Source organism: Streptomyces sp. NPDC051909, assembly GCF_040681095.1.
Classification (GTDB): Bacteria; Actinomycetota; Actinomycetes; order Streptomycetales; family Streptomycetaceae; genus Streptomyces.
Window position 1 is genome coordinate 266,789 of the sequence record NZ_JBFAYA010000002.1, and the last position, 13,003, is coordinate 279,791.

The 13,003-nt window shown below is 70.8% G+C and carries 11 protein-coding genes and 1 tRNA gene; 1 reads left to right on the top strand and 11 read right to left on the bottom strand.

The genetic code is table 11. The features are described from left to right. Positions 1 to 87: 87 nt before the first annotated feature. From rpmE to AB0M18_RS04250, 9 genes are all read right to left on the bottom strand, one after another. Positions 88 to 312, bottom strand: a complete 225-nt coding sequence (gene rpmE, locus AB0M18_RS04210; RefSeq protein ID WP_030761597.1) for a 50S ribosomal protein L31 — start codon at positions 310 to 312, stop codon at positions 88 to 90. 166 nt (positions 313 to 478) lie between these two features. Next, the gene (locus tag AB0M18_RS04215; RefSeq protein WP_365755253.1) at positions 479 to 1,570 is read right to left on the bottom strand and encodes an LCP family protein; all 1,092 of its coding nucleotides are present in this window, start codon (positions 1,568 to 1,570) and stop codon (positions 479 to 481) included. 219 nt (positions 1,571 to 1,789) lie between these two features. After that, positions 1,790 to 3,862: a transcription termination factor Rho gene (rho, locus tag AB0M18_RS04220; protein ID WP_365755254.1), complete on the bottom strand. Its 2,073-nt coding sequence runs from the start codon at positions 3,860 to 3,862 to the stop codon at positions 1,790 to 1,792. A 421-nt stretch (positions 3,863 to 4,283) separates the two neighbouring features. Beyond that, on the bottom strand, positions 4,284 to 5,201 hold the full coding sequence (gene thrB, locus AB0M18_RS04225; protein ID WP_365755255.1) for a homoserine kinase: 918 nt from the start codon (positions 5,199 to 5,201) through the stop codon (positions 4,284 to 4,286). A 258-nt stretch (positions 5,202 to 5,459) separates the two neighbouring features. Further along, complete coding sequence (thrC, locus tag AB0M18_RS04230) at positions 5,460 to 6,530, bottom strand: threonine synthase (RefSeq protein ID WP_365755256.1); 1,071 nt, start codon at positions 6,528 to 6,530, stop codon at positions 5,460 to 5,462. A gap of 6 nt (positions 6,531 to 6,536) precedes the next feature. After that, positions 6,537 to 7,835 (bottom strand): homoserine dehydrogenase, encoded by a 1,299-nt coding sequence (locus AB0M18_RS04235; protein WP_365755487.1) that lies wholly within the window; start codon positions 7,833 to 7,835, stop codon positions 6,537 to 6,539. Positions 7,836 to 7,986: 151 nt separating this feature from the next. After that, a complete protein-coding gene (lysA, locus tag AB0M18_RS04240; protein ID WP_365755258.1) occupies positions 7,987 to 9,378 on the bottom strand; it encodes a diaminopimelate decarboxylase in 1,392 nt (463 codons plus the stop codon). A gap of 14 nt (positions 9,379 to 9,392) precedes the next feature. Next, positions 9,393 to 10,436, bottom strand: coding sequence for an ArgS-related anticodon-binding protein NrtL (gene nrtL, locus AB0M18_RS04245; protein ID WP_365755259.1), 1,044 nt, complete (start codon positions 10,434 to 10,436; stop codon positions 9,393 to 9,395). A 100-nt stretch (positions 10,437 to 10,536) separates the two neighbouring features. After that, positions 10,537 to 11,010 (bottom strand): response regulator, encoded by a 474-nt coding sequence (locus tag AB0M18_RS04250; protein ID WP_365755260.1) that lies wholly within the window; start codon positions 11,008 to 11,010, stop codon positions 10,537 to 10,539. 159 nt (positions 11,011 to 11,169) lie between these two features. Between AB0M18_RS04250 and AB0M18_RS04255 the strand changes: the two genes are divergently transcribed. Further along, a tRNA-Arg gene (locus AB0M18_RS04255) sits at positions 11,170 to 11,241 on the top strand. Positions 11,242 to 11,457: 216 nt separating this feature from the next. On the opposite strand, the gene AB0M18_RS04260 is transcribed toward AB0M18_RS04255, so the two are convergent. Together AB0M18_RS04260 and AB0M18_RS04265 are read right to left on the bottom strand one after the other, a co-directional pair. Then, positions 11,458 to 12,831 carry a site-specific integrase gene (locus AB0M18_RS04260; protein WP_365755261.1) on the bottom strand — a complete coding sequence of 458 codons (1,374 nt, stop codon included), beginning with the start codon at positions 12,829 to 12,831 and terminating at the stop codon, positions 11,458 to 11,460. Continuing rightward, the gene (locus AB0M18_RS04265) at positions 12,828 to 13,001 is read right to left on the bottom strand and encodes a helix-turn-helix domain-containing protein (protein WP_362524122.1); all 174 of its coding nucleotides are present in this window, start codon (positions 12,999 to 13,001) and stop codon (positions 12,828 to 12,830) included. Before AB0M18_RS04265 ends, AB0M18_RS04260 begins: the two co-directional genes overlap by 4 nt. Between the last annotated feature and the right edge of the window lie 2 nt (positions 13,002 to 13,003).

The following is a 13,003-nucleotide window of genomic DNA, read 5'->3' on the forward strand; positions in this document are numbered from 1 at the left end:
GGGGTCTTCGTCAGTTGCTACGGGGACGGCAAAGCGCCGGTCCCGGCCACCCGCGCAGGGGCAGCCGAAGACCGGCGCTGTGGCTCGCTACTTCTTGGCGGAGCCGGCAGCCTTGCCGAAGCGGGCCTCGAAGCGGGCGACGCGGCCGCCGGTGTCGAGGATCTTCTGCTTGCCCGTGTAGAACGGGTGGCACTCGGAGCAGACCTCGGCACGGATGGTGCCCTCGGTGAGGGTGCTACGGGTGGTGAACGACGCGCCACAGGTGCAGCTGACCTGGGTCTCGACGTACTCGGGGTGGATCTCGCGCTTCAAGGTGTCTCCTAGTTTCGGGAGGGCTCCGGGTCGCCCGTGCGGGATGCACATGCGTGAACCGGGGCCGACGTACCAGTCTGCCAGGACCGGCCGCATCTCCCAAAACCGGGGTCGGTGCGGAACTATTCCTGACTGTTCCCGACGGCCTGCCTGCCGGTCCGGGGGGTTACCTGACCAGGCCGGCGGCCTGGCCGGTGGCGGCGTCCCTGGTGGCCGCCCCGGGGATCGGCCGGTCCGCCTTGAGGGCCGCCCAGACCTGCTTGCCCTGGGCCTCCAGGGGCACCACGCGGTTGGGGTCCCGGGGGTCGTACCGGACCGGCAGCGTGATCATGTGGACGTCGTCGGCGCCGAGCCCGGACAGGCCCTTGGCGAAGCCCATCAGCTCGTTGACCGAGTCGAGCTCGGAGTCCGGCGTGATGGCCTTGGTGGCGGTGTCGGCGAGGTCGAAGAGGGTCTTGGGGTTGGAGAAGACGCCGACGCTCTTCACCTGGTCGATGAAGGCCTTCATGAAGGCCTGCTGGAGCTGGATGCGGCCGAGGTCGCTGCCGTCGCCGACGCTCTTGCGGGTGCGGACCAGGCCGAGGGACTGCTCGCCGTCGAGGGTGTGCGTGCCCGGTGCGAGGTCGAGGTGGCTCTTGGAGTCCTTGATGGCCTGGGTGGTGGTGATCTCGACGCCGCCGAGCTTGTCGATGAGCTTCTTGAAGCCGGTGAAGTCGACCTCGATGTAGTGGTCCATGCGGATGCCGGACATGGCCTCGACGGTCTTCACGGCGCAGGCGGGGCCGCCGACCTCGTACGCGGTGTTGAACATGGCGCGCCGCTCGGCGGGGACGGTGGTGCCGTCGCCGGCGGTGCAGGTCGGGCGGGTGATCAGGGTGTCGCGCGGGATGGAGACGACGGAGGCCTTCTTGTGGCCCTCGTAGACGTGCACGACCATCGCGGTGTCGGAGCGGGCGCCGCCCTCGTCCCTGCCGTACGCGCCGTTGGCGCCGGAGCGGGAGTCGGAGCCGAGGAGGAGGATGTCCATCGAGCCGTTGTCGACGTTCTCGGGCCGGTCCTTGCCGAGCGCCGCGTTGATGTCGACGCCTTCGAGGTTGCCGTCGAGCTTGAAGTACACGTAACCGAGTCCGGAGCCTCCGACGAGGACCAGCGCGGCGGCGGCCCACGCGGCCACGACCGCGGCGCGGCGGCCCTTGGCGGGCGGCTTGCGGCGGCGGCCCCGGGTGCCTATTCGGCCGGTGCTGTTCTGCTCGGTCATCGTCTTCCCTCAGCCCTATGGTTCACCTTGTGTGACGGCAAAGCACCCGAAAGGGTTGCATGGGTGGCTGTGAGGTTTGGATGAGCGACGGCCCGTAACGCGACTGCGCCCACCGTGCCGGGCACGGTGGGCGCAGTCGTTTGCGCAGGTCACGACGAGGTTACGACCCTGGGGCCGCCGTCACGCCGTGTGACGAGGATCTCGGCGAAGGTGTCGGGCTCAGTCGTTGCCGCCGCCGGGCGTCGTCTTCTGGATCTGCAGCAGGAACTCGGCGTTCGACTTCGTCTGCTTGAGCTTGTCGAGCAGCAGCTCGATCGCCTGCTGCTGGTCGAGCGCGTGCAGCACCCGGCGCAGCTTCCAGGTGATGGAGAGCTCCTCGCTGCCGAGCAGGATCTCCTCCTTGCGCGTACCCGAGGCGTCGACGTCGACGGCCGGGAAGATGCGCTTGTCGGCGAGCTTCCGGTCGAGCTTGAGCTCCATGTTGCCGGTGCCCTTGAACTCCTCGAAGATCACCTCGTCCATGCGCGAGCCGGTGTCGACCAGCGCGGTGGCCAGGATGGTCAGCGAGCCGCCGTCCTCGATGTTGCGCGCGGCACCGAAGAAGCGCTTCGGCGGGTAGAGCGCGGTCGAGTCGACACCACCGGACAGGATGCGGCCGGAGGCGGGCGCCGCGAGGTTGTACGCGCGGCCCAGGCGGGTGATCGAGTCGAGCAGGACGACCACGTCGTGACCCAGCTCCACGAGGCGCTTGGCGCGCTCGATGGCCAGCTCGGCGACGGTGGTGTGGTCCTCGGCGGGACGGTCGAAGGTCGAGGAGATGACCTCGCCCTTCACCGACCGCTGCATGTCGGTGACCTCTTCCGGACGCTCGTCGACGAGGACGACCATCAGGTGGCACTCGGGGTTGTTGTGGGTGATCGCGTTGGCGATCGCCTGCATGATCATGGTCTTGCCGGTCTTCGGCGGGGCCACGATCAGACCGCGCTGGCCCTTGCCGATCGGCGACACGAGGTCGATGATCCGCGTGGTCAGCACGCCCGGGTCGGTCTCCAGACGGAGGCGGTCCTGCGGGTACAGCGGGGTGAGCTTGTTGAACTCGGGGCGGCCGCGGCCGGACTCCGGCGCCATGCCGTTGACCGAGTCGAGGCGCACGAGCGCGTTGAACTTCTCGCGGCGCTCGCCCTCCTTCGGCTGGCGCACGGCACCGGTGACGTGGTCACCCTTGCGCAGGCCGCTCTTGCGGACCTGGGCGAGGGAGACGTACACGTCGTTCGGGCCGGGCAGGTAGCCGGAGGTCCGGATGAACGCGTAGTTGTCGAGGATGTCGAGGATGCCCGCGACGGGGATCAGCACGTCGTCCTCGGAGACCTGCGGCTCGCCGGTCGCGAAGTCGTCACGGCCACGACGGCCCCGACGGTCGCGGTAGCGCCCGCGACGGCCACGACGGCCGCCCTCGAAGTCGTCGTCGTCCTGCGGGCCGGCCTGCTGGCCGCCCTGCGGGCCCTGACCCTGGCCGGCCTGCTGGCCGCCCTGGCCCTGGCCACCCTGGCGCTGACGCTGGCCACCCTGGCCACCGCCCTGCTGGTCGTCGCCCTTGCGGTCGCGCTGACGGTCGCGGCGGTCACGGCGGTCACCGCGCTCGCCCCGCTCACCGCGGTCGCGGCGGCCACGGCCCTCGGCACCGTCGGCGGCGGCCTCGGCCTTGGCGTCGGTCGCGGCCTGCGGCTCCGCCTTGGTCTCCGTACGGACCTCGGCACGGGCCTCGGTCTTGACGGCCTGCGCGGTCTCGGCCTTGCCCTCGCCGCCCTCCGGCGAACCGGCGGGGGCGGTGGCGCGCCGACGACGGCGCTCGCCGGCCGGGGCCTCGCCCGCCGGCTGGCCCGGGATCTCGATCTGCTGCTGGGCGGCGCTCTCGCCCTGCTCGGCCTTCTCGGCCTTGGGCGCGGCGGTCTCGGCAGCGGACTCGGCCGTGCGGGCCTTGGAGGTGGCGCGGCGCTTCGGCTTGGTCTCGGCGGCGTCGCCGGACTTGGCGGGCGCGGCGGAACCGGCGGCGGAGCCTCCGGCCTGCGCCTCCTTGATGACCTCGATCAGCTGGCTCTTGCGCATCCGCGCGGTGCCCCTGATGCCGAGGCCGGACGCGACCTGCTGCAGCTCGGCCAGGACCATGCCCTCGAGGCCGGTGCCGGAGCGGCGGCGCCGTGCGGTGGTGCCAGTGGCAGCACCTGCGGCGGGCGCGGTGGTGTCGACACTGTTGTCGGCAGTCACGCCCATCAGATCGGTGGTGTCGCTCACGAAGGGTCCTTCCCTGGAGCGGACGTCGGCCATCTGGCTCGGCGACCGGTTGTGCTGTCCGGCAGCGGTCCTGCTTGGTGAACCGTGTCGGGGCGGTGGTCCCGCCGGGTGCGGCGGAGAGAGGAAAACGTGCTGTGGGTCCGGCCCGAGCGCCCCCTGCTCGGCCCTCGACGAGAAAGAACGAGGGGTGTCGCGCCGGTTCCGGAGCGTGCTCGAAACTGCTCAGGCAGGCTGCTCAGGCAGTGGAGGAGGCTCCCGGAAGAATCTGTGGTCCCGGACGGGGACACTCAGCACCGCGTCTCGAAGACGTCGGGTGCAGACTTGAGGTTAACACTACCGGCTCCAACAAACATTCCCCCTCTCCGTCACCGGCAATCCCGTGTCCGCGCGGTCCGGCTCGAAAGACCGCGCGGCCGGTCGGTCAGGGCGCGAGCGGCAGCACGCTCGCGCCGGACATGTCGAGGTCGAGCCGGTTCGCGGCCCAGCCCTCGCCCGCCAGCAGGGCGACCTTGTCGGCCGTCCCGTGTTCGGCCAGCGCGAGCACCGTGGGGCCCGCGCCGGAGATGACCGCGGGGATCCCGTCCGCCCGCAGCCGGTTCACAAGGGCGATGCTCTCCGGCATCGCGGGTGCCCGGTACTCCTGGTGCAGCTTGTCCTCGGTGGCCGCGAGCAGCAGTTCGGGGCGGCGGGTCAGCGCCTCGACGAGGAGGGCGGCGCGGCCGGCGTTGGCGGCGGCGTCCACGTGCGGGACGGTGCGCGGGAGCAGACCGCGGGCGGTCTCGGTGAGCACCGGCTTCCCGGGGACGAAAACCACCGGAACGATGGAATCGGAGGGTTCCATCCTGATCGCCCGCGCGGCACCGGCCTCGGTCCAGGCGAGGGTGAATCCGCCGAGCAGACAGGCGGCGACGTTGTCGGGGTGTCCCTCGATCTCGGTGGCGAGTTCGAGCAGGGCCGTCTCGTCGAGGCGGGCGTCGCCGCCTATGGTCACGGCGCGGGCGGCGACGATGCCGGCGCAGATGGCGGCGGAGGAGGAGCCGAGGCCGCGGCCGTGCGGGATGCGGTTGGCGCAGACGACCTCGAGGCCGCGCGGCTGCCCGCCGAGCAGGTCGAAGGCCGTGCGCATCGAGCGGACGAGCAGGTGGCTCTCGTCGCGGGGCAGGGTGTCGGCACCCTCGCCGGCGATGTCGACGTGCAGTCCGGAGTCGGCGACCCGGACGACGACGTCGTCGTAGAGCCCAAGCGACAGCCCGAAGGCGTCGAAGCCCGGGCCGAGGTTGGCACTGCTGGCGGGAACGCGCACCCGTACGGCGGCGGCGCGGAACGCTGGACCGGCCATCGCTCGATGACTCTCCTTGACTTGCGGGGTGACTCGAAGGAAGTGCGGAGAACCCGGGGGCCGTTCGCGCCTCTCGGGCGACGGCAACAACACCGCACATCTGCGGCGGGGCGGGTTGGACACAGCCTATCGAAGGAAGGTTCTGTCGCGACATAGGGCGCACAGGAGGCGCACGATGCGTGTCGCGCGCCAACCTGTGCGCCTATGTAGGTTCCTGATCGGGTTTGCCCCTTGATCAGGAACCTACGGGGACCGATTTCAGGCCAGGCCGAGGCGCTCGGCGGCGGCCGAGGCGTCGACCGGGACGGTCACCGGCTGCGGGGCGCCGGCGACGGCCCAGTCGGGGTCCTTGAGGCCGTTGCCCGTGACCGTACAGACGATGGTCTGGCCCGGGTCGACCTTGCCCTGCGCGGCGGCCTTCAGCAGGCCGGCCACCGAGGCGGCCGAGGCGGGCTCGACGAAGACGCCCTCCTGAGCGGCCAACAGGCGGTAGGCCTGCAGGATCTCACGGTCCGTCACCTCGTCGATGAAGCCGCCCGACTCGTCGCGCGCGGCGATCGCGTAGTCCCACGAGGCCGGGTTGCCGATGCGGATCGCGGTGGCGATCGTCGACGGGTCCTTGACGACCTCGCCGCGCACGAGGGGCGCGGAGCCGGAGGCCTGGAAGCCCCACATGCGGGGGCGGTGAGTGGCCAGACCGTCGGCGGCGTACTCGCGGTACCCCTTCCAGTACGCCGTGATGTTGCCGGCGTTGCCCACGGGCAGCACGTGGATGTCGGGGGCGTCCCCGAGCATGTCCACGATCTCGAAGGCGGCGGTCTTCTGCCCCTCGATACGCACCGGGTTCACGGAATTGACCAGCGCGACCGGGTAGTTGTCGGACAGCGCGCGGGCCAGGTCCAGGCAGTCGTCGAAGTTGCCGTCGACCTGGAGGATCTTCGCGCCGTGCACGAGGGCCTGGCCCATCTTGCCGAGCGCGATCTTGCCCTGCGGGACGAGCACCGCGGAGACCATCCCGGCGCGCACCGCGTACGCGGCGGCGGAGGCCGAGGTGTTGCCGGTGGACGCGCAGATGACGGCCTGCGCGCCCTCCTCCTTGGCCTTCGAGATGGCCATGGTCATGCCGCGGTCCTTGAAGGAACCGGTGGGGTTGGCGCCCTCGACCTTGAGGTGCACCTCGCAGCCCGTGCGCTCGGAGAGGACCTGAGCGGGGACGAGCGGCGTGCCGCCCTCACGGAGCGTGACGACCGGCGTCGTGTCCGTGACCGGAAGGCGGTCCCGGTACTCCTCGATGATGCCGCGCCACTGGTGGGTGCCCTTGGTGGTCATGGGTCCTTACTCCCCTTCAACACGCATGATGCTGGCGACACCGCGCACGGTGTCGAGCTTGCGCAGCGCCTCGACGGTCCCGGAGAGGGCGGCGTCGGGCGCGCGGTGGGTGACGACGACGAGCGATGCCTCGCCGTCTCCGTCCTGTCGACCGTGCTGGCGCACGGTGTCGATGGATACGCCGTGCTCGGCGAAGACCGTCGCGACCTGGGCGAGCACGCCCGGCTTGTCGGCCACGTCGAGGCTGATGTGGTACCGCGTCACCACGTCGCCCATGGGGCTCACGGGCAGCTGGGTGTACGCGGACTCGCCGGGGCCCGTCGCCTCGTTGAGACGGTTGCGGCAGACGGCGACGACGTCGCCGAGGACGGCCGAGGCGGTCGGCGAGCCGCCGGCGCCCGGACCGTAGAACATGAGCTGCCCGGCGGCCTCCGCCTCGACGAAGACCGCGTTGTACGCCTCGCGGACGGAGGCGAGCGGGTGGCTGAGCGGGATCATCGCGGGGTGCACGCGCGCGGTGACGGACTCTCCGTCGGCGGCCCGCTCGCAGATCGCGAGCAGCTTGATGGTGCAGCCCATCTCCTTGGCGGAGGCGAAGTCGGCGGCGGTGACCTCGGTCATGCCCTCGCGGTAGACGTCGTCGAGGCGCACGCGCGTGTGGAAGGCGATCCCGGCGAGGATGGCGGCCTTGGCGGCGGCGTCGAAGCCCTCGACGTCGGCGGTCGGGTCGGCCTCGGCGTACCCGAGCGCGGTGGCCTCGTCCAGGGCCTCGGAATAGCCCGCCCCGGAGGTGTCCATCTTGTCGAGGATGAAGTTGGTCGTGCCGTTGACGATGCCCATCACCCGGTTGATCTTGTCGCCGGCGAGGGACTCGCGCAGCGGCCGGATCAGCGGGATGGCGCCGGCGACGGCGGCCTCGTAGTAGAGGTCCTGGCCGTGCTGCTCGGCGGCGGCGTAGAGGGTCGCGCCGTCCTGGGCGAGCAGTGCCTTGTTGGCGGAGACCACCGAGGCGCCGTGCTCGAAGGCGGTGGTGATGAGGGTGCGGGCGGGCTCGATGCCGCCGATGACCTCGACGACGACGTCGATGTCCCCGCGTTTGACGAGGGCGGTCGCGTCGGTGGTGAGCAGCTCGGCGGGGATGCCCGCGCGGACCTTGTCGGGCCGGCGGACGGCGACGCCGGCGAGCTCGACCGGGGCGCCGATGCGCGCGGCGAGGTCGTCGGCGTGCGTCGTCATGATGCGCGCCACCTCTGAGCCGACCACTCCACAGCCCAGCAGCGCCACCTTCAGCGGACGCGTACGCATCATCCGACCTCGTCTCTCGTACCTACTGATACCTACTGATCCGTATCTCTACGGTCAGGTGCTTACGGTGGAACCAGTCTCACTCACCGGACGTCCGTTTCAGGGCCTGGTCCGAATGGCGAGACGTGGTTTCCATCACTCGACTATTTCATCACCCGACGTCGAGACGCAGGAGATCTTCCTCCGTCTCGCGGCGCACGATGACGCGCGCTTCCCCGTCCTGTACGGCCACGACCGGCGGGCGCAGCGCGTGGTTGTAGTTGCTGGCCATGGAGCGGCAGTACGCGCCGGTGGCGGGCACCGCGATGAGGTCGCCGGGCGCGAGGTCGGCGGGCAGGAAGGCGTCGCGCACGACGATGTCGCCGCTCTCGCAGTGCTTGCCGACGACGCGGGACAGCATGGGCTCGGCGTCACTCGTACGGGAGACCAGCGCGACGCTGTACTCGGCGTCGTACAGCGCGGTGCGGATGTTGTCCGACATGCCGCCGTCGACGGAGACGTACGTGCGCAGCCCCTCCAGCGGCTTGACCGTGCCCACCTCGTACAGGGTGAAGGCGGTGGGGCCGACGATCGCGCGGCCGGGCTCGACGGAGATGCGGGGGGTGCGCAGCCCGGCGGCCTCGCACTCGCGCGAGACGATCTCGGTGAGCGCCTTGGCGATGTGGTGCGGCTCGCGGGGATCGTCGTCGGAGGTGTACGCGATGCCGAGGCCGCCCCCGAGGTCGATCTCGGGCAGCTCGACGCCGTGCTCGTCGCGCACCTCGGCGAGGAGCTGGACGACGCGCCGGGCGGACACCTCGAAGCCGGCCATGTCGAAGATCTGGGAGCCGATGTGCGAGTGGATCCCGATGAGCTCCAGGCCGTCGAGCTTCAGCGCCCGCCGCACCGCCTCGGCGGCCTGCCCGCCGGCCAGTGCGATGCCGAACTTCTGGTCCTCGTGGGCGGTGGCGATGAACTCGTGGGTGTGCGCCTCGACGCCGACGGTGACGCGGATCTGCACGCGCTGCCGCTTGCCGAGGGACTGCGCGATGTGCGCGACGCGGACGATCTCCTGGAAGGAGTCGAGGACGATGCGCCCGACGCCGGCCTCCACGGCGCGCTGGATCTCCTCGGTGCTCTTGTTGTTGCCGTGGAAGGCGATGCGCTCGGCGGGCATGCCGGCGGAGAGGGCGGTGGAGAGCTCGCCGCCGGAGCAGACGTCGAGGTTGAGCCCCTCCTCCTTGAGCCAGCGGACGACGGCGCGGGAGAGGAAGGCCTTGCCGGCGTAGAAGACGTCGGCCTCCTTGCCGAAGGCGTCGGCCCAGGCGCGGCAGCGGGCGCGGAAGTCGCTCTCGTCGAGGACGTAGGCGGGGGTGCCGAACTGCTCGCGCAGCTCGGTGACGGAGAGCCCGCCGACGGTGAGCCGGCCCTGCTCGTCGCGCTCGACGGTCCGGGCCCAGACCTTGGGGTCGAGCCGGTTGAGGTCGGTGGGCGGCGCGGAGTAGTGGCCCTCGGGGAGGACGTCGGCGTGGCGGGGCCCGGCGGGGTGGGCGGAACGGCTCATGGTCTCTGCGTCTTTCAGATCTGGTCGGGTGCGCTGATGCCGAGCAGGGAGAGGCCACCGGCGAGCACCGTCCCGGCGGCTTCGGCGAGCGCGAGCCGGGAGCGGTGGGCGGCCGAGGGTTTCTCGTCGCCGAGGGGCAGGACGGTGTGCTGGTACGCGAGGAACGCGTCGGCGAGGCTCTCCAGGTGCCGGGCGACCCGGTCGGGGGCACGGTGGCGGGCGGCGGAGGCGAGGACGTCGGGGTGGTCGCCGAGGAGGGTGAGGAGGCGGGTCGCGTCCTCGGTCTGCCCCGGCTCGCTCCGGAAGCCGAGCTGCTCGGCGTTGCGGGTCAGGGCGCGAGTGCGGGAGTGCGCGTAGCGCACCCGGAAGAGGGGGTTGTCCTCGTGCTGGTGGAGCAGCTCGTCGCCGAGCCCGGCGTGGTCGTGCCCGGCGGCGGAGAGGAGTCCCCAGCGCGCGGCGTCGCGGCCGAGGCGGCGGTGCAGCTCGGCGGCGCCGAAGGGGACGGGCAGGGGCGCGATGTCGGCGGTCAGCCGCCCGCGGGCGTGCTCGGCCTCGGCGCGCGCACCGAGGAGGGCCCAGTCGGGGTCGGCGGCGTCCTCGCAGGAGACCCGGACGCGGGTTCCCTGGGAGGCGAGGATCCGCCGTACGGCGTCGGCGGTGACGGCGGCGCGGACGTCGGCCCGATGGACGAGCTGAGCGACGGCCCCGGTGGGCTCGCGCCGCCCGTACTCTTCGCCGCGCCGCAGGATGTCCCGTACGAGCTCCTGCCGGCTGTCGACGTCCAGCGTGAAGTTGAGGAACCCGGGCCCGGTGATGTCGACGGAGCGGACACCCGGGCTGTCGTGGAGCCGTTCCCTCAGAATCGCGGCGACGGCGCGGGCGTCGAGCCCGGCGGGCCGGGCGAGCCCGAGGGCGACGCTGCTGGCGTAGTCGCCGGTGCCACCGGGCCGGGGCCGCTCGACCTTGACGCGGGCGGGCACGTCGACCCGCAACGCGCCCTCGTCGACCGCACGGCGCACGGCGTGCAGCACGGTGAGGGAGAGGTCCGCGGGGGTCACGGGACAAGCGTAGGGGAGGAGGGGGGTACGAACGCGAACGGGTTTCGCCATGTGGGCGGTGCGTGGACGGTACGGCGCCGGGCCCGGGTCCGGCCCTCGCTCAGGCCTCTCCCCCGCGGCGGCTCGAACTCACTGCGGACGGCTCCTCGGCGCCGTCCTGCCCACCCGCCGCTCCCCCACCGTCCCGCGGCCCGCGCCGTTCCCGGTGCATGAGCTGCCGCACGACCCGCACCAGCTCGGCCGGCTCGAAGGGCTTGGCGAGGAACACGTCGACCCCGGAGAGGTCGCCGCCGTCCGTGTCGTACTCGGTGCAGGCACTGATGATCGCCACCGGCAGATCCCTGGTCCGCGGATCCTCCCGCAACCGCGCGGCGGTCTTCAGCCCGTCGAGCTTCGGCATGACGACGTCCAGGGTGACGACATCAGGACAGACCTCATGCACGACATCCAGACACTCGGCACCATCGGCCGCGGTCACCACCTCGAACCCCTCGAGCTCGAGATTGACCCTGATCAGCTGACGGATCACCCGGTTGTCATCCACAACCAGCACCCGCCCGGACACGCCTGACACACCTCGAGAGTAGGACCCGCGCAGCCACTGCGTCCGGCTTTTGCCCACTTCTGACCCGTGCGAGCGACCCCTACCCCGGTGACGCCCCGGAAATACCTGTTCACAGGCACACTCCGAGAGCTGGTAGTGTTCTTCCCGTCGCCGCGACAAGCGGTGAACGCCCCCGTAGCTCAGGGGATAGAGCAACGGCCTCCGGAGCCGTGTGCGCAGGTTCGAATCCTGCCGGGGGCACTTCGCAGGAAGTGCCAAAAGACCCCGTGATCAGCAGAAACGCTGAGATCGGGGTCTTGTTGTATGTGCAGGCGTATGCCGCCCTGAGCGGCTGTATGACGGGGGCCGCGGCCTATTCGCGGCCTGGACCGCAGGGCAAAGCCCCAGGTCAGCACCAGGAAACGACGAAGGCCCCGGGACGGGTCCCAGGGCCTTGCAGGGTGGTTCACTCGCCGCTCACTCGTACTCGCGGAGCAGGTCTTCGATCCTCCGATTCGCCACCTCCTGCCGCCCGTCGAGGCACTTCGCGTATCGACTCAGCAGCACCTCAACGCTGTTGCCGGCGCGCTCGGCAACCTCAGTGGCATCGACGCCCGCATTGAGCCACGTGGAGAGCGCGGAGTGCCGGAGGTCGTACGGGCGCCGGGCAAGCGGCGAGGCAACGACGGCTGGCGGAAGCGCGAGCTCCCGGGCTTCCTGCCAGGCCCGGTAGTAGGTGGAGGAGGACACCACTCCCCCGCTCTCACTGAAGAACAGCCGCCCGTCGTCAGCCGTGCCGAAGGTGTCGATGTGCTCGCGGAAGATGCTCACGAGCTGGGGAGGGATGGGCACCCTCCGGACGTCCTCCGTGGGGCGGTTCTTCAGACCGCGGTCGTCGTGGCTCTCGCCGGAGTCGGTCCACTGCTTGCCGACGCTGGGGCGAGTCCGGTGGAGGAGAGCAGTCCCCCAGCCTGACGCGGGCAGGGATAGATCCGGCTCAGCCAGGCCGACGATTTCGGCCGGTCGGAAGCCGCCGAAGTACATCCCGGCAAAGAGCCCGACCAGGCGCCGGCCACGGGCACGGCGGTAGCCGCCGACGTACGAGACGGAGTGAAGCAGAGACCGGGCCTGCTCAGGATTCGCCACGACGCGCGGATCTACCTCGTTGGAAACCTTCGGTTTCTGCCAGCGAACGGCGGTCAGCGGATTCTCGGAGAACTCACCAAGATCCACGGCGTAATTCAGTGCGTTGACGAGCGTTCGACGCTTCCGTCGTACGGTCTCGGCAGCGGCGGCAGTCCCATCCAGCTTCAGCTTGAGCGAGTCGAGGACGGCCCGGCCGACCACGGGATCGGTGAGGACCGCCAGGGGGCGAGACGCCTTCGAGACCCAGTGGAGCGTGTTACCGACGTCGACCGGGAGCTCCCTGTCAGTAGGCCCGGGCAGGACGAAGGCCCAGTTCCGCAGTGCCTTTCGGAGCACATCATCAGCGGGCCGGCCGGGGCGCTCTTCCAGAAGTGTGATCGTCACGGAGGTGAGCGACTCATTTATGCCATCGCGCGTGTTCGGAGCAGCGTGCGGCCATTTCATAGCCAGGTACTTCAGCGCGAACTCGTACCAGCTCAGGGTGGCTTTCTTCTCGACCATCGAGTCCGGGAGACCGGACTCCGTGTCGAACTCCTCCCCGTCCCGCGCGGCCCGGAGCAGCTTGGACCGGAAGCTGTCAGCAAGAGCCTTCGTCTTGCGCGTCTGGGAGAACGGCTGTCCCGCCACCTTCCACCGCACCTCATAGGAAGGCCGGGCTCCCTGCTTGGTCCGAATCGCCCAGACCCGCACATCGGTCGACTTCACGCGGCAGCTCCTTCGAGACCGCGCAGCCAGGCGGAGAAATCCGAGCGCCACACCCGCAGCTCACCGTTAGGCAGCTTGAAGGCGTTCGGCCCCTGCCCCAGCTCACGCCACCGGTAGAAGGTCCGTCGCGACACCCCGCCCAGCTCGGCGAGGATCTGCGGCACGGTCATCA

Bases quoted from the DNA above. Each gene is read 5' to 3' on its own strand.
- AB0M18_RS04215 (WP_365755253.1), bottom strand. From the start codon at position 1,570: ATGACCGAGCAGAACAGCACCGGCCGAATAGGCACCCGGGGCCGCCGC.
- thrB (WP_365755255.1), bottom strand. From the start codon at position 5,201: ATGGCCGGTCCAGCGTTCCGCGCCGCCGCCGTACGGGTGCGCGTTCCC.
- thrC (WP_365755256.1), bottom strand. From the start codon at position 6,530: ATGACCACCAAGGGCACCCACCAGTGGCGCGGCATCATCGAGGAGTAC.
- AB0M18_RS04265 (WP_362524122.1), bottom strand. From the start codon at position 13,001: ATGACCGTGCCGCAGATCCTCGCCGAGCTGGGCGGGGTGTCGCGACGG.
- AB0M18_RS04235 (WP_365755487.1), bottom strand. From the start codon at position 7,835: ATGCGTACGCGTCCGCTGAAGGTGGCGCTGCTGGGCTGTGGAGTGGTC.
- lysA (WP_365755258.1), bottom strand. From the start codon at position 9,378: ATGAGCCGTTCCGCCCACCCCGCCGGGCCCCGCCACGCCGACGTCCTC.